Origin of the sequence: Mammaliicoccus sp. I-M35 (assembly GCF_022386455.1) — a bacterium.
Taxonomy (GTDB): domain Bacteria; phylum Bacillota; class Bacilli; order Staphylococcales; family Staphylococcaceae; genus Mammaliicoccus; species Mammaliicoccus sciuri_A.
In genome coordinates this window covers 289,475-305,482 of sequence record NZ_JAJNIL010000001.1, presented here as the reverse complement: position 1 = coordinate 305,482, position 16,008 = coordinate 289,475, and the positions used below count along the sequence as shown (strand labels likewise).

Here is a 16,008-nt window from a genome sequence, read left to right as displayed (position 1 = left end):
TTGGAGGAATAATTCTTATGAGTAAAGTAATAGGTATAGACTTAGGTACAACAAATTCAGTAGTTTCAGTATTAGAAGGTGGAGAACCTAAAGTAATCCAAAATCCAGAAGGTAACAGAACAACACCATCAGTTGTTGCATTTAAAGATGGTGAAACACAAGTTGGTGAAGTTGCTAAACGTCAAGCAGTAACTAACCCAAATACAATTCAATCAGTTAAACGTCATATGGGTACTGATTATAAAGAAAAAGTTGAAGATAAAGAATATACACCACAAGAAATCTCAGCTATGATTTTACAAAACTTAAAATCAACTGCTGAAAGTTATTTAGGTGAAAAAGTAACAAAAGCTGTTATTACAGTTCCAGCTTATTTCAATGACTCAGAACGTCAAGCAACTAAAGATGCTGGTAGAATCGCTGGTTTAGAAGTAGAACGTATTATTAACGAACCAACTGCAGCAGCATTAGCTTACGGTTTAGATAAAACTGAAACTGATCAAAAAGTATTAGTATTTGACCTTGGTGGTGGTACTTTCGACGTATCTATCCTTGAATTAGGTGACGGTGTATTCGAAGTATTAGCAACTGCAGGTGACAATAAACTTGGTGGTGACGATTTCGATGACGTTATCATTAAATATTTAGTTGAAGAATTCAAAAAAGAAAATGGCATAGATTTATCACAAGATAAAATGGCATTACAACGTCTTAAAGATGCTGCTGAAAAAGCTAAAAAAGACTTATCAGGCGTATCTTCAACTCAAATTTCATTACCATTCATCTCTGGTGGCGCAAATGGTCCATTACACTTAGAAACAACACTTTCAAGAGCTAAATTTGAATCATTAACAAGCGATTTAGTAGAAAGAACAATGGGTCCAACTCGTCAAGCTATGAAAGATGCAGGATTATCTAATTCTGATATCGATGAAGTTATCTTAGTTGGTGGATCAACTCGTATCCCAGCTGTTCAAGAAGCTATCAAAAAAGAAATCGGTAAAGAACCTAACAAAGGTGTTAACCCTGATGAAGTAGTAGCTATGGGTGCTGCAATTCAAGGTGGCGTAATCACTGGTGATGTTAAAGACGTAGTATTACTTGACGTTACACCATTATCATTAGGTATCGAAACTATGGGTGGCGTATCTACAGTATTAATCGAAAGAAATACAACAATCCCAACATCTAAATCTCAAGTGTTCTCTACTGCAGCTGATAACCAACCAGCAGTTGATATTCACGTATTACAAGGTGAACGTCAATTAGCAGCAGATAACAAAACACTTGGTCGATTCCAATTAACGGACATTCCACCTGCTCCACGTGGTGTGCCACAAATCGAAGTATCATTTGATATCGATAAAAACGGTATCGTTAATGTAACAGCTAAAGATTTAGGTACAAACAAAGAACAAAAAATTACGATTGAATCAAGCTCATCATTATCAGATGAAGAAATCGATCGTATGGTTCAAGATGCAGAGAAAAATGCTGAAGCAGATAAAAAACGTCGTGAAGAAATCGATTTAAGAAATGAAGCAGACCAAATGGTATTTACTGTTGAAAAAACTTTAACTGATCTTGGCGATAACGTTGATGAAAGCGAAAAAGCTAAAGCTGAAGAAGCTAAAGAAGAATTGAAAAAAGCACTTGAAGGTAATGATATAGAAGATATCAGAACTAAAAAAGATGCACTTCAAGAAATCGTACAACAATTATCTGTTAAAATGTATGAACAAGCTGCACAAGCACAACAAGGTGCGGAAGGCGCTGAAGGCCAATCTACTTCAAACGATGATGACGTAGTTGATGCTGAATATACAGAAGTCAACGAAGACGATAAAAAATAATACTAATCATTAAAAAGTCAAAGTCAATGTGATTGGCTTTGACTTTTTTAATTCATATACGTATTATAAATCAGTGTGTAAAGGAGAGATTACATTGGCAAAAAGAGACTATTATGAAGTACTTGGCGTATCCAAAGATGCTTCTAAAGATGAAATAAAAAAAGCTTATCGTAAATTATCAAAAAAGTACCATCCTGATATCAATCAAGAAGAAGGTGCTGACGCAAAGTTTAAAGAAATTTCAGAAGCATATGAAGTGCTAAGTGATGAAAACAAACGTGCGCAATACGACAGATTCGGTCATAGTGGTCCGCAACAAGGATTCGGTGGATCACAAGGATTTGGAGGACAAGACTTCTCTGGATTCGGTGGCTTTGAAGATATATTCGGTTCATTCTTTGGTGGTGGTGGCGCTAGAAGAGATCCTAACGCTCCAAGACAAGGTGATGACTTACAATATAGCATGACATTAACATTTGAAGAAGCTGTATTTGGTACAGAAAAAGATATTACAGTTCGTAAAGATGTAGAATGTGACACATGTCATGGTAATGGTGCTAAACCTGGCACTAAGAAGAAAACTTGTACGTACTGTAACGGACAAGGTCATGTAACAGTTGAACAAAATACTATTCTAGGCAGAATGCAAACACAAAAAGTTTGTCCTGAATGTGAAGGTTCTGGACAAGTATTTGAAGAAAAATGTTCAGATTGTCATGGTAAAGGTACTCAAAACAAAAAAGTTACAATCAAAGTGAAAGTACCTGAAGGTGTAGATAACGACCAACAAATTCGCTTAGCTGGTAAAGGTGGTCCAGGTATAAATGGAGGACCTGCAGGCGATTTATATGTTGTGTTCAGAGTGAAACCACACAGTAAATTTAGACGTGATGGAGACAATATCTTCTATGATCTAAATCTATCATTCCCTCAAGCAGCACTTGGTGATGAAATTACTGTTCCTACGTTGACTGGTAATGTGTCATTAACAGTTCCAGCAGGTACACAAACTGGTAAACAATTTAGATTGAGAGAAAAAGGTGTGCAAAACGTTCATGGTTACGGTAAAGGTGATTACTTTGTAACTGTTAAAGTTGTAACACCAGATAAAATGACTGAAAGACAAGAAGAACTATTACGTGAGTTTGCTGAAATAGGTGGAGAAACTATTACAGAACAACCATCTAGCTTTAAAGACAGAGCCAAAAAGTTTTTTAAAGGAGAATAGCCTGTGAATTGGATTGAGTATTCTATCATGATAAATAGCGAAGCAGAACCAGAAGTTACAGCATTGTTAAATGAATTAGGTGCAAATGGTGTCGTAATTGAAGATTCAGCAGAATTAGAGAAAGAACATACAGATGTATACGGTGAGATTTATGAATTAAATCCCGCAGATTATCCTGATCATGATATTAGGGTTAAATGTTATTTTAATGAATTAGTATTTACGGATCAATTAGAACAAGAAATTCAAGAAACAATTGCAAATGTAAATGGCATTCAGTCAGAAATTTTATCGTTTGAGAAAACGATTATTAAAGAATCAGATTGGGAAAATGAATGGAAAAATTATTTCCATCCGTTTAAAGCTTCTGAAAGATTTGCGATTGTTCCAAGTTGGGAACAAGAAGGATATCAAAATAACGAAGGTGATCTTTGCATCAAACTAGATCCAGGTATGGCTTTTGGTACAGGTGACCACCCAACAACAAGTATGTGTTTAAGACATATAGAAGAGGTTGTACAACCTCAACACAAAGTGATTGATGTTGGTACAGGTTCAGGTATTCTAAGCATAGCTTGTCATTTACTAGGTGTAAACGACATTAAAGCGGTGGATTTAGATGATTTAGCAATTAAAGTTGCTAAAGAAAACTTTGAAATCAATGATTGTGAAAAAGATATCGTCGCAGATACTGGCAATTTGCTTACTGAAGAAACAGAACAATATGACGTGATTATTGCAAATATATTAGCGCATATTATTGATTTAATGATAGAAGATAGTTATGAAAGATTAAATGATAATGGCTACTTTATTACTTCAGGCATTATTGAAGAAAAATCCGATGAAATAATTGAAAAACTACAAAATACTGGTTATACTATCGAAAAAGTACTACGTGAAGATGGTTGGGTTTCAATACGAGCTAGAAAGTAGGAGAAATGATGCAAAGATATTTCTTACAAGAAAACGCTGAGTTAAATCAGCGTTTTTTTATACATAATACAGATGATATACATCATATTAAAAATGTGATGCGCAAAAGTATCGATCAAGAAATCATATTAACTTTTGAAGATCAAAAGTCGTTAATTTCAAAAATCATTGCTTTTCATGACGATAGTATTGAGTTAGAAACGATAGAAGACATTACAAGACAAACGGAACTACCTGTTGATATAACGATTGCGAGTGGGCTTATTAAAGGCGATAAATATGAATGGTTGCTTCAAAAAGCAACTGAAATGGGTGCACATCATTTTATTGCTGTCCAATCCGAAAGGTCTATTGTCAAATTAGACGAGAAAAAAATATCTAAAAAATTAGATAGATGGCAAAAAATTGTTAAAGAAGCTAGTGAACAAAGTATGAGACTTACTATACCAAGTATAAAGTATAAGTCGAATTTTAAATCAATTTATGATAATATGAATGAATATGATTATGTAATAATAGCTTATGAAGAAGAAGCTAAAAGTGGGGGAACAAGCAAATTTCATCAAATTGGTTCTAACCTTAAACATGGACAAAAGGTTTTAATGATATTTGGACCAGAAGGTGGATTAACTGAAAATGAAGTTAATCTTTATGATGATGCTATTAAGGTGAGTTTAGGACCTAGAATATTAAGAGCTGAAACCGCTCCATTGTATGCTTTAGCTGCTTTAAGCTATCAATTAGAATTAATGAGGTGAATAAAATTGGCTACAGTAGCGTTCCATACGTTAGGTTGTAAAGTAAACCATTATGAAACTGAAGCAATTTGGCAATTATTTAAGGAAAATGATTACGAAAGAGTGGATTTTGAAACGAATGCTGATGTCTTTATCATTAATACTTGTACTGTAACAAATACAGGTGACAAGAAGAGTAGACAAGTGATTAGAAGAGCAATACGTAAAAATCCAGATGCAGTTGTTTGTGTAACAGGTTGTTATGCTCAAACATCTCCTGCTGAAATTATGGCAATTCCGGGCGTTGATATTGTTGTAGGTACTCAAGATAGACATAAACTTATTTCTTATATTGAGGACTATAAACAAAGTAGACAACCTATTAATGGTGTAGGTAATATTATGAAAAACAGAAAGTATGAAGAATTAGAAGTTCCATACTTTACTGACAGAACACGTGCATCATTAAAAATTCAAGAAGGCTGTAATAATTTCTGTACTTTCTGTATCATTCCATGGGCAAGAGGGTTAATGAGATCAAGAGATCCTGAACAAGTAGTAAGCCAAGCAACAACACTTGTAAACTCAGGATATAAAGAAATTGTTTTAACAGGTATTCATACAGGTGGATATGGTGAAGATTTAAAAGATTATAACTTAGCGCAATTATTAAGAGATTTAGAACAAGTTGAAAATCTTGAAAGAATTCGTATATCATCTATAGAAGCGAGTCAGCTTACAGATGAAGTTATTGATGTTATCGATAAATCAACTAAAGTTGTAAGACATCTTCATATACCATTACAATCAGGTTCTGATACTGTATTGAAACGTATGAGAAGAAAATATACGATGGCACACTTCTCTGAAAGATTACAAAAATTGCATAAAGCTTTACCAGGTTTAGCTGTTACAAGTGATGTAATTGTTGGATTCCCTGGTGAAACTGAAGAAGAATTCCAAGAAACATATGACTTCATTGTTAAACATCAATTTTCTGAATTACACGTGTTCCCTTATTCTATGAGAACAGGAACACCAGCAGCAAGAATGACAGATCAAATTGATGAAGAAGTTAAAAATGAACGCGTACATCGTTTAATTGAATTATCTAATCAATTAGCTAAAGATTATGCTTCTAAATTTGATCAAACTGTATTAGAAGTGATACCTGAAGAAAAAGGTTCAACTGATGGTAAACTAGTCGGATATGCAGATAATTACATGAAGATTGAATTTGAAGGCGATGAATCATTAATTGGAGAATTAGTGAAAGTGAAAGTTGTCACACCAGGTTATCCTATCAATCAAGGTAAACTTGTAAAAGTTGTGGATCATGCAACAAATAAAGACGAAAGATTAGTTGCATATTAATATTCATAACAAATGATTATTGACTTAAAAAATGACTTATTTTATAATGTTTAAGTACATAGTAATATATACTATGTAAATGACATATAAAGCTTTGTTGATATTTGGAGGGAGGGAAATACAGATGTCTAAAACAGTAGTTCGTAAAAACGAATCAATCGAAGATGCATTACGTCGCTTCAAACGTACAGTTTCAAAAAGCGGTACGATTCAAGAAGTGCGTAAACGTGAGTTCTATGAAAAACCAAGCGTTAAGCGTAAGAAGAAATCAGAAGCAGCACGTAAACGTAAATTTAAATAATTAATTTTTTATTGAACTCCCTCAATGAATATTAATTAATTATAATGAACAATATTTAACGTTGAACGTCATAAAGAACACATAAACGATATCGTTTATGTGTTCTTTTATTTATTTGAAAAACATTTAAGTTTATAAATTTAGAATATTATGTATATACGTTTTAGTTCACGCCTATTTTATTGTATAATAAATATGAGGGGTGAGATTATTGACATCAGGGTATGAATACATATTTGCTTATTTTCAGAACAACTTGAATTTAGGTATTGTTTCAAGTCAAAGTATGTCGTCTATTGGTGAGTTCATTACGTCTCCATTAGTCACATTGATACTGACTTGTATTATTTTTCTAGGTGCACTATATCAATTATATTCAGAACGTATTAATTTTGCGGGAATTTTAAGCTTTATTTGTACACTTATCTTTTTCATCGGCTACGTTATAATTGATGAAATTAGTTTGATTTCTGTTTTACTTTTTGGGATCGGTGCATTATTAGTAATAATTGAATTATTTGTTATAGGAGCAGTACTAGGTATCCTTGGTTTTATTGCCATTATTGGTAGTTTTGTATTAGTTGGAGAAAATATCTTAACTATGGGTATGATTATTGCTGTAGCATTAATTCTAACAACGATAGAGTGGGTGATATTAGTGAAAGGATTCAATCGTAAAATACCATTCTTTGATAAAGTCATTCTTAGAGACTCTACAAATAAAGAATCTGGCTATACATCTCATGATGATAGAAGTCATTTGATTGGCAAACTATGTACAACATACACTGCATTGAGGCCCTCAGGAATTATACTTGTTGATGACGAAAGAATAGATGCTGTTTCAGATGGTAGTTTTATTCAGAAGGATAAGCAAGTTAAAATTGTACAGGTTGAAGGTACAAGAGTTGTCGTAAGAGAAATTTAATTTAGACAAGGAGAGAAATGCATATGTTATCAGGTTTAATTGCTTTTGTAATTATTGCTGTCATATTAATCGTACTACTTATGATTTTATTCTCATTTGTACCAGTAGGATTATGGATTTCAGCTATTGCAGCAGGCGTAAAAGTAGGTATTGGTACTTTAGTTGGTATGCGTTTGAGACGTGTATCACCTAGACGTGTTATTAACCCATTAATCAAAGCGCACAAAGCTGGTTTAGCATTAACAACGAACCAGTTAGAATCTCATTATCTTGCAGGAGGTAATGTTGATAGAGTAGTTGATGCAATTATTGCGGCTCAAAGAGCAGAAATCAACTTAGTATTTGAAAGAGGGGCAGCGATTGATTTAGCTGGTCGTGACGTTTTAGAAGCTGTTCAAATGTCCGTTAACCCTAAAGTAATTGAAACACCATTTATCTCAGGTGTTGCGATGAATGGTATCGAAGTTAAAGCAAAAGCTAGAATTACAGTTAGAGCAAACATTGATCGATTAGTCGGTGGTGCTGGTGAAGATACAATTATCGCACGTGTTGGTGAAGGTATTGTATCAACAATTGGTTCAAGTCAACATCACACTAAAGTACTTGAGAATCCAGATAGTATTTCACAAACAGTATTAAGTAAAGGTTTAGATTCAGGTACAGCATTTGAAATTCTATCAATTGATATTGCTGATGTGGATATCGGTAAAAACATTGGTGCAGACTTGCAAACTGAACAAGCACTTGCTGATAAAAATATTGCACAAGCTAAAGCCGAAGAACGTCGTGCAATGGCCGTTGCTACTGAGCAAGAAATGAAAGCAAGAGTACAAGAAATGCGTTCTAAAGTTGTTGAATCAGAAGCAGAAGTACCACTTGCAATGGCAGAAGCACTTAAATCAGGCAATTTAGGTGTTAAAGACTACTATAATTTAAAAAATATAGAAGCTGACACTGGCATGAGAGAAGCAATCAATAAGAGTACAAAGCCACAAGATTCTAATTCACCGAACCAATAAGAGAGGTGATTTAAAATGGAAATAGGCATTATCATCTTTGTTATTTGGGTTATTTTTAGTGTCGTGAGCGGTATAATCGAAGGCGCTTCTAAAAATAAAAAGAAAAATAAGCAACCTCAAACAAGACAAAGACAAAATCCAGTAAATAGACAAGCTGAAGATAAGAAAAAATCTGCTGAGCAAGAATTAAAAGAGTTAGTTAATAAGTATGAAACTTATAAACAAAAAGCAGAAACAAGTTCAACTGAACGAATGTCTGGCCATTATAAAAACTTAGCAGATCAACTTGCCAATCATCTTAAACAATATAATATAGATGTTGAAAAGCCTGCTGTTCAATCACATAAAGTAGAACAACAACCAGAGCAAACTTCTAATGAGCATGAGAATGCTTATATCAATCAGAAGAAAGAGCAAATTCATAAAAATAGACCTAAAAAACAACAAGAAGCAATCAAACAGCTATTGGCATACAGCCAAGAAGAGAAAAAGTCTTTAATGAATGTACAGCGTGAAAGTATAGATGATGTTGAAAAAGAAGCAGAGCAAATTATCAACAACACGCAACTTTCAGAAAGAACGAGAAGAGCGATGGTTAAACAACTCTATTTAAACAGTAAACATAAGTTTAACGATGAAGCAATCAATGTTGATGAAAACCAAGTCGTAAATGGTATCATTTGGTCAGAAATTTTAAAAAGACCAAATGAATTAAAATAACGAATATAAACAAGCTGGGACATAATGTAATGTCTCAGCTTGTTTTTTATTCACAAAAATACCATTTAGACTTACAATAAAGGTAGGATTCAAGAGGGTGTGATGAAAATGGTATTTAAGAAAAAGCAGAGTATATTATCTATTATCATTTCGATTTTATTATTTTTTATTGCTTTAATACCGCTTTTTATTAGTAATAAGTATTTAATATTTATTACTTTTATTCTCGTTTTTCTTATAATTTTAAACATTCTTTTTGAAAGATACACAATAAAAGAGCATTTTTTATCCATAAGAAGAGGATTATTCAAAAATCGTTACAATATTTTTGATATCGATCAAATTAATATGACTAAATCTATAGAAGGTAATAGCATGTTAGAAATTGTTTCAAAAGGTGAATTGGTCGAAAAAGTGAGTCCAATTGAAGAACGTGAGTTTATTATTACATTAATTCGAATTAATCCTAAAATTAAATTAAATAATAGCAATAGAGTACATGAATATGAAAAAGTTAGAAATCTCATTATTGCACGTGAAAAACTAAATAATATACAAAATAAAGTGCATAAGATTGCACGTTACAATAAGGTTTGGTACATTTAAAGTGTCAACAATTCAACTTATAAAGGAGATATTTAATGCCTACATTAATTCAAATCGAGAATATGGATCAAGCTCAAGCTCTGTTGGGTAACGGAGATGAGCACATAAAGTATATTGAAAATGAACTCGAGGTGGATATATTAACACGTGGACAAGAAATTGCTGTCCGTGGTAAACGTATAGAAAATGTTGAAAAAGCTGAAAAAGTATTATTGAACTTACTAAAAGTAATTGAGAGTGGTGCGAGTATAACGATTAATGATGTACAAGCAGCGGTTAAAATGGCTGACAAAGGAACAATCGATCAACTCATTAATTTATATGATGAAGAAATCACTAAAGATAGTAATGGTAAAATAATAAGAGCTAAAACAATGGGTCAAAGAGTATATATCAATAATATAAAGAACAATGACTTAGTATTCGGTATAGGTCCAGCAGGTACAGGGAAGACGTTCTTAGCTGTTGTAATGGCTGCAAGGGCATTGCGCCTAGGACAAGTGAAACGTATCGTATTAACGCGTCCTGCAGTCGAAGCGGGTGAATCATTAGGTTTCTTACCAGGTGATTTAAAAGAAAAAGTAGACCCTTATTTAAGACCTTTATATGATGGGCTTCATACAGTGTTAGGAACTGAGCAAACATCACGTTTAATTGAAAGAGGTACGATAGAAATCGCACCACTTGCTTATATGAGAGGTCGAACATTAGATGATGCGTTTGTAATCCTAGATGAAGCTCAGAATACAACACACCCACAGATGAAGATGTTCTTAACAAGATTAGGTTTCGGTTCAAAAATGGTTGTAACAGGTGACCGTACACAAATCGATTTACCTAAAGGTGTGAAAAGTGGACTGATTGAAGCCGATCAACGATTAAGTGGTGTAAAAGGTATAGCAATGACATACTTAGAACAAACAGACGTTGTGAGACACCCATTAGTAGGTAAAATAATAAACGCATACGAAGAGGAGAAATAATATGCTAACAATGGATTTTATAGATGAGCAACAAGTAATTGATGAAGATACAAAAAATCAAATTGAATCATTGCTCACTTTTGCTGCTAAAAAGGAAAATATTACTGAAGAAGCAGAACTTTCAATTTCATTTGTCGATGAAGAAGAGATTCAAGCTATCAATCGTGATTATCGCGATAAAGATAAAGTAACAGATGTTATTTCATTTTCATTAGAAGAAGATGAACCTGAAATAGAAGGCTTAGATATGCCTAGAGTGTTAGGTGATATTATCATCTGTCTTGAAGTTGCTAAAGAGCAAGCTGAGTCTTATAATCATAGTTTGAGTAGAGAATTAGGATTTTTAGCATTACATGGATTTTTACATTTACTAGGTTATGATCATATGACTGAAGAAGATGAAAAAGAAATGTTTTCTCGACAAGATGAAATATTAAATGAATTTGGATTAACACGTGAATAAATTTGTAAATCGCTTTAAATTTCCTTTAGCAGGTTTAGTGACGATTCTCAAAAAAGATAAAAACTTTTTATTACATCTTATATTCGCTGTACTTGTATTGATTGTTAGTTTAATATTAAATCTCAATACATTTGAATGGTTATGGATTTTATTTGCAATATTTAGTGTACTCATTGTAGAGGTTCTCAATACTTCTATAGAGTATGTAGTAGATATGTTTACGGATGAATATAACTTACTTGCTAAACATGCTAAAGATACAGCCGCATTAGCCGTTTTATTAACATCAATAATGGCTGCAATAATCGGGATAATGATATTTTTACCAAAAATAATATAAACATATAGGGGGAAATGGTATGGAATTCAAACAAGAGTGGTATGAAGGTGCAAGAGAAGCACAAAAGAGAGCATATACACCATATTCTAAATTTAATGTAGGTGCATATTTAGTAACGAAAGATGGTAAAGCTTATTATGGTGCTAACATTGAAAATGCAGCTTACCCATCAACAATTTGTGCTGAGAGATCTGCACTCGTTGCAGCAATGTCAGATGGGTATAGACCGGGAGACTTCAAATGTATTACAGTTACAGTAGATGCTGATAAACCATCATCTCCATGTGGCACATGCAGACAAGTGTTAAAAGAGTTATGTGATGATGACATGCCAGTATTTTTAACACATCAAACAAATGAAAGAATTGAAACTACAGTTAATGAATTATTACCTTTAGGTTTCTCAGGAAAGGATCTAGAATAAATGAATGAATTTAAATCAGGGTTTATATCTATTATAGGTAGACCTAATGTTGGTAAATCTACTTTTATGAATAAAGTTATTGGTCATAAAGTAGCGATAATGTCTGATAAAGCACAAACGACTCGAAACAAAGTGCAAGGTGTATTAACAACTGATGATGCTCAAATGATTTTTATTGATACACCAGGTATTCATAAACCTAAACATGCTTTAGGTGACTACATGATGAAAATTGCTAAAAATACTTTAAAAGAAGTAGACTTAATCATGTTTATGGTTAATGTTGATGAAAGTATCGGTAAAGGCGATGAATACATTATCGAATTGTTGAAACAAACGAAAACACCAGTATTTTTAGTGTTAAATAAAATAGATTTAATTCACCCTGATCAACTTTTAGTTGAAATTGAAAAGTATCAAAAAACAATGGATTTTGCAGAAATTATTCCAATTTCAGCATTAGAAGGGTTAAACATTGAGACACTACTAGAACAATTTAAAAAGTACCTTGAAGAAGGTCCAATGTATTATCCTAAAGACCAAATTTCTGATCACCCAGAACAATTTGTTGTTGCTGAGTTGATAAGAGAGAAAGCATTACACCTTACGAATCAAGAAATTCCGCATGCTATCGGTGTGAACGTCGATAAAATGACAAAAGCAGAAGGTGAGAAAGTCCAAGTAGAAGCAACAATTTATGTTGAAAGAGACTCTCAAAAAGGCATTGTCATTGGTAAAGGCGGTAAAATGCTTAAAGAAATAGGTAAACGTGCAAGAAGAGATATTGAAATGCTACTTGGCTCAAAAGTATACTTGGATTTATGGGTTAAAGTACAAAAAGATTGGCGTAATAAACCTAATTTCATCAAACAAATTGGTTATAGAGAAGACGAGTATTAACTAGAATGGAGGCGATGATATAATGCTTTATAAACAAGAAGGATTTGTCATTCGCTCTGTAGATTATGGTGAAAACAATAAAATCATCACTATATTAAATGAACACGGTCATAAAGTTCCATTAATGGCACGTGGTGCTAAAAAAACAAGTCATCCACTACAAGGTGCTACTCAGCCCTTTGTACATGGCTTGTTTATTTTTTCGAAGTTTAAAGGAATGGGCACACTATCATCTGCTGATATTATAAACAGTCATAGAACGATGCAATCCGATATTTTTAAAAGTGCATATGGTGCATATTGTATAGAAGTCGTAGATAAGGCGTTAGAAGCGGAAGAACACGATGTATTCTTTTATGAATTATTGTTAGGTGTATTCCAAGCAGTAGAAAGAGGCGTTGATGCAGATACGATGAGCATGATTGTCGCGTTGAAATGTATGCCTAAATATGGTTATGAACCAACTTTCAATGCATGCGTTGTAACAGGAGATATGGATCAACAGCAATTAAATGCCTATAGTTTCAAATATAACGGACCACTTAGCAATCAAGCATTAATACATGATGAACATGCATATCGAATATCTAATAGAGCATTATATTTTATGAATCTCATGTATCAATTACCGATCAAACATTTAAACAGTTTTAAAATAAACGAACAAGTCAAAAAAGAAATACAAACTTTAATCGATAACATGTATGACGAATACGTTGGAGTTGTATTTAGAACCAAAAAATTACTCAACCAACTCGAAAACTTAAAAATGTAAAAGTCTTATGTGAAGTGTTTCGTAATGGTTTCTTAACAACTTAATCATAAAAAAACAGAGCTAAACTTAGATAATAAGTTTTTGCTCTGTTTTTGTTTAGTATTAGAATCTGATTTTTTCAGCTAAGAAGTTTTCAACTTCATCAATTGGCATACGTACTTGTTCCATTGTGTCTCTGTCACGTACTGTAACTTGGTTGTCTTCTAATGAATCGAAGTCAAACGTGATACAGTATGGTGTACCAATTTCATCTTGTCTACGGTAACGTTTACCGATTGATTGTGACTCATCAAAGTCGATTGCAAATCTTTCACTTAATTTTTCATATACTTTAATAGCATCTGGTGAAAGTTTTTTGCTTAATGGTAAGATTGCTGCTTTATAAGGTGCTAAAGCAGGGTGGAAATGCAATACTGTACGTTGATCTTTCTCACCTTCATTTTCTTCTTCGTATGCATCACATAAGAATGCTAATGTTACACGGTCAGCACCTAATGATGGTTCGATACAGTAAGGGATGAATTTTTCATTTGTTTCTTGATCGTGATATTTGAAGTCTTCACCACTGAATTCACTATGTTGTTTTAAGTCATAATCTGTTCTTGAAGCGATACCCCAAAGTTCTCCCCAACCAAACGGGAATTTATATTCGATATCAGTTGTTGCATTTGAGTAGTGACTTAATTCATCTTCGTCATGGTCACGTAATTTTGTATTTTCTTCTTTAATACCTAAATCTATTAACCATTTTGCAGCAAAGTCTTTCCAGTAATTTTGCCATTCAATTTCAGTACCAGGTTTACAGAAGAATTCAAGTTCCATTTGTTCGAATTCTCTCGTTCTGAAGATGAAGTTACCAGGTGTAATCTCGTTTCTGAATGATTTACCAACTTGCGCAATACCGAATGGTAATTTTTTACGCATAGAACGTTGAACGTTTTTATAGTTTACGAAAATACCTTGTGCAGTTTCAGGACGTAAGAATATTTCGTTTGTTGAAGATTCAGTAACACCTTGGAATGTTTTGAACATTAAGTTGAATTGACGAATGTCTGTCCAGTTAGCTGTACCACTTTCAGGACAAGTGATGCCTTTATCATCGATTAATTGTTTCATTTCATCAAAGCTCATACCGTCAGCGATAAAGTTCTCATCACCTTCAACATTATGCATGTAATCTTCAATTAATTTATCTGCTCTGTAACGAATTTTAGAATCTTTGTTGTCTATCATTGGATCGTTAAAGTTTGATAGGTGACCTGAAGCTTCCCAAGTTCTTGGGTTCATTAAAATAGCTGCATCTAGTCCAACGTTGTATGGAGATTGTTGAACGAACTTTTGCCACCATGCTTTTTTAATGTTATTTTTTAGTTCAACACCAAGTGGACCATAGTCCCAAGTGTTTGCTAAACCACCATAAATTTCACTACCAGGGAATACAAACCCTCTATGTTTTGCTAATGTTACTACCTTATCCATATCTTTTGCCATAAAAATTCACTCCTCAATTAAATTAAAAAAGCCCCAAGACATCATCAAATAATGCCTTGGGACGAGTATATTACCCGCGGTTCCACCCAAATTAGTGTAGCCACTCACTTTTTATAAAATTTTGTAAGCCAAAACTTTAATGTTAAGCTTTCACCATCCTTAACTCGCTTTTATTTCAAAGTTAATTAAAATATAGCATGGTATGGGAGAGTTATCAAGTGAAAACAGATATTCAAATTGAGCAATATTTGCGTTACATGTTATAATTAATCTATCTGAATTGTGTTCGAAGGGGTGAGAGCAATCGAATTAAATCAAAGACAAGAACAAATTGTACAAATTGTTAAGAACAATGGACCCATTACAGGAGAAAAAATAGCTGAACGACTAAATTTAACAAGAGCAACTTTAAGACCAGATTTAGCAATTTTAACAATGGCAGGTTATCTTGATGCAAGACCTAGAGTAGGATATTTTTATACAGGGAAATCAAGTACACAATTATTAAGTGATTCAATTAAAAAAATGACCGTAAAAGAATCGATGGCGATACCAGTTGTAATAGAAGAAAGTATTTCTGTATATGAAGCAATATGTAAGATGTTTTTAGAAGATGTCGGCACATTATTTGTTATAAATAAAGAAGGCAATTTAATTGGCGTATGTTCAAGAAAAGATTTACTGAGGGCAGCAATAGGTGGTCAAAGTTTAAAAGATACACCGGTTAGTATTAATATGAGCAGAATGCCAAACATAACAGTATGTTTAGAAGATGATTTATTGATTTATGCAGCTAAATTATTAATTGATAAACAAATAGATGCGATACCTGTTGTCAAAAAACTTAAAGGCGACAAAATGAAAGTTAAAGGCAGAATTACAAAAACAACGATCACAAGAGCATTTGTTTCACTTATTGAAGATGAGTAG

General features: G+C 33.1%; 18 protein-coding genes. 17 read left to right on the top strand and 1 reads right to left on the bottom strand.

Annotation, left to right across the window (positions count from 1 at the left end; translation table 11 throughout):
* Positions 1–17: 17 nt before the first annotated feature.
* The 16 genes from dnaK to recO all read left to right on the top strand — a co-directional run bounded on the left by dnaK (position 18) and on the right by recO (position 13,587).
* A complete protein-coding gene (dnaK, locus tag LQ679_RS01510; RefSeq protein WP_126477526.1) occupies positions 18–1,853 on the top strand; it encodes a molecular chaperone DnaK in 1,836 nt (611 codons plus the stop codon).
* Between the two features lie 94 nt (positions 1,854–1,947).
* On the top strand, positions 1,948–3,081 hold the full coding sequence (gene dnaJ / locus LQ679_RS01505; protein ID WP_025904208.1) for a molecular chaperone DnaJ: 1,134 nt from the start codon (positions 1,948–1,950) through the stop codon (positions 3,079–3,081).
* Between the two features lie 3 nt (positions 3,082–3,084).
* The gene (gene prmA, locus LQ679_RS01500; RefSeq protein WP_037588345.1) at positions 3,085–4,017 is read left to right on the top strand and encodes a 50S ribosomal protein L11 methyltransferase; all 933 of its coding nucleotides are present in this window, start codon (positions 3,085–3,087) and stop codon (positions 4,015–4,017) included.
* 8 nt (positions 4,018–4,025) lie between these two features.
* A complete protein-coding gene (locus tag LQ679_RS01495; RefSeq protein WP_107577765.1) occupies positions 4,026–4,775 on the top strand; it encodes a 16S rRNA (uracil(1498)-N(3))-methyltransferase in 750 nt (249 codons plus the stop codon).
* Positions 4,776–4,781: 6 nt separating this feature from the next.
* Positions 4,782–6,128 (top strand): tRNA (N(6)-L-threonylcarbamoyladenosine(37)-C(2))-methylthiotransferase MtaB, encoded by a 1,347-nt coding sequence (gene mtaB, locus LQ679_RS01490; RefSeq protein ID WP_126477524.1) that lies wholly within the window; start codon positions 4,782–4,784, stop codon positions 6,126–6,128.
* A 124-nt stretch (positions 6,129–6,252) separates the two neighbouring features.
* Positions 6,253–6,429 (top strand): 30S ribosomal protein S21, encoded by a 177-nt coding sequence (rpsU, locus tag LQ679_RS01485; RefSeq protein WP_016998564.1) that lies wholly within the window; start codon positions 6,253–6,255, stop codon positions 6,427–6,429.
* A 211-nt stretch (positions 6,430–6,640) separates the two neighbouring features.
* Positions 6,641–7,357, top strand: coding sequence for an NfeD family protein (locus LQ679_RS01480; RefSeq protein WP_176698803.1), 717 nt, complete (start codon positions 6,641–6,643; stop codon positions 7,355–7,357).
* A 23-nt stretch (positions 7,358–7,380) separates the two neighbouring features.
* Positions 7,381–8,376: a flotillin-like protein FloA gene (gene floA / locus LQ679_RS01475; RefSeq protein ID WP_025904203.1), complete on the top strand. Its 996-nt coding sequence runs from the start codon at positions 7,381–7,383 to the stop codon at positions 8,374–8,376.
* A 15-nt stretch (positions 8,377–8,391) separates the two neighbouring features.
* Entirely contained in the window at positions 8,392–9,096 is a 705-nt protein-coding gene (locus tag LQ679_RS01470; RefSeq protein ID WP_204169996.1) for a hypothetical protein, read from the top strand.
* 102 nt (positions 9,097–9,198) lie between these two features.
* Positions 9,199–9,702: a PH domain-containing protein gene (locus tag LQ679_RS01465; RefSeq protein WP_239762002.1), complete on the top strand. Its 504-nt coding sequence runs from the start codon at positions 9,199–9,201 to the stop codon at positions 9,700–9,702.
* A gap of 35 nt (positions 9,703–9,737) precedes the next feature.
* Positions 9,738–10,685 carry a PhoH family protein gene (locus LQ679_RS01460; RefSeq protein ID WP_037588335.1) on the top strand — a complete coding sequence of 316 codons (948 nt, stop codon included), beginning with the start codon at positions 9,738–9,740 and terminating at the stop codon, positions 10,683–10,685.
* Between the two features lies 1 nt (position 10,686).
* On the top strand, positions 10,687–11,148 hold the full coding sequence (ybeY, locus tag LQ679_RS01455) for an rRNA maturation RNase YbeY (RefSeq protein WP_025904199.1): 462 nt from the start codon (positions 10,687–10,689) through the stop codon (positions 11,146–11,148).
* Positions 11,141–11,488, top strand: coding sequence for a diacylglycerol kinase family protein (locus tag LQ679_RS01450; protein ID WP_107565597.1), 348 nt, complete (start codon positions 11,141–11,143; stop codon positions 11,486–11,488). Before ybeY ends, LQ679_RS01450 begins: the two co-directional genes overlap by 8 nt.
* Before the next feature lie 19 nt (positions 11,489–11,507).
* A complete protein-coding gene (cdd, locus tag LQ679_RS01445; protein WP_025904197.1) occupies positions 11,508–11,912 on the top strand; it encodes a cytidine deaminase in 405 nt (134 codons plus the stop codon).
* Positions 11,913–12,812 carry a GTPase Era gene (era, locus tag LQ679_RS01440; protein WP_037588330.1) on the top strand — a complete coding sequence of 300 codons (900 nt, stop codon included), beginning with the start codon at positions 11,913–11,915 and terminating at the stop codon, positions 12,810–12,812.
* 22 nt (positions 12,813–12,834) lie between these two features.
* Complete coding sequence (gene recO, locus LQ679_RS01435; protein ID WP_037588328.1) at positions 12,835–13,587, top strand: DNA repair protein RecO; 753 nt, start codon at positions 12,835–12,837, stop codon at positions 13,585–13,587.
* 102 nt (positions 13,588–13,689) lie between these two features.
* Here the strand turns inward: recO and LQ679_RS01430 are convergent, their stop codons facing one another.
* Positions 13,690–15,078, bottom strand: a complete 1,389-nt coding sequence (locus tag LQ679_RS01430) for a glycine--tRNA ligase (RefSeq protein ID WP_204188565.1) — start codon at positions 15,076–15,078, stop codon at positions 13,690–13,692.
* Between the two features lie 294 nt (positions 15,079–15,372).
* Here LQ679_RS01430 and ccpN point away from each other — a divergent pair, with 294 nt between their 5' ends.
* Positions 15,373–16,008: a transcriptional regulator CcpN gene (ccpN, locus tag LQ679_RS01425; protein WP_037588327.1), complete on the top strand. Its 636-nt coding sequence runs from the start codon at positions 15,373–15,375 to the stop codon at positions 16,006–16,008.

Excerpts from the sequence above, each read along its gene's own strand:
- dnaK (WP_126477526.1), top strand. The coding sequence starts at position 18 with ATGAGTAAAGTAATAGGTATAGACTTAGGTACAACAAATTCAGTAGTT.
- LQ679_RS01495 (WP_107577765.1), top strand. The coding sequence starts at position 4,026 with ATGCAAAGATATTTCTTACAAGAAAACGCTGAGTTAAATCAGCGTTTT.
- rpsU (WP_016998564.1), top strand. The coding sequence starts at position 6,253 with ATGTCTAAAACAGTAGTTCGTAAAAACGAATCAATCGAAGATGCATTA.
- floA (WP_025904203.1), top strand. The coding sequence starts at position 7,381 with ATGTTATCAGGTTTAATTGCTTTTGTAATTATTGCTGTCATATTAATC.
- LQ679_RS01470 (WP_204169996.1), top strand. The coding sequence starts at position 8,392 with ATGGAAATAGGCATTATCATCTTTGTTATTTGGGTTATTTTTAGTGTC.
- LQ679_RS01465 (WP_239762002.1), top strand. The coding sequence starts at position 9,199 with ATGAAAATGGTATTTAAGAAAAAGCAGAGTATATTATCTATTATCATT.
- LQ679_RS01460 (WP_037588335.1), top strand. The coding sequence starts at position 9,738 with ATGCCTACATTAATTCAAATCGAGAATATGGATCAAGCTCAAGCTCTG.
- ybeY (WP_025904199.1), top strand. The coding sequence starts at position 10,687 with ATGCTAACAATGGATTTTATAGATGAGCAACAAGTAATTGATGAAGAT.
- cdd (WP_025904197.1), top strand. The coding sequence starts at position 11,508 with ATGGAATTCAAACAAGAGTGGTATGAAGGTGCAAGAGAAGCACAAAAG.
- era (WP_037588330.1), top strand. The coding sequence starts at position 11,913 with ATGAATGAATTTAAATCAGGGTTTATATCTATTATAGGTAGACCTAAT.
- recO (WP_037588328.1), top strand. The coding sequence starts at position 12,835 with ATGCTTTATAAACAAGAAGGATTTGTCATTCGCTCTGTAGATTATGGT.
- LQ679_RS01430 (WP_204188565.1), bottom strand. The coding sequence starts at position 15,078 with ATGGCAAAAGATATGGATAAGGTAGTAACATTAGCAAAACATAGAGGG.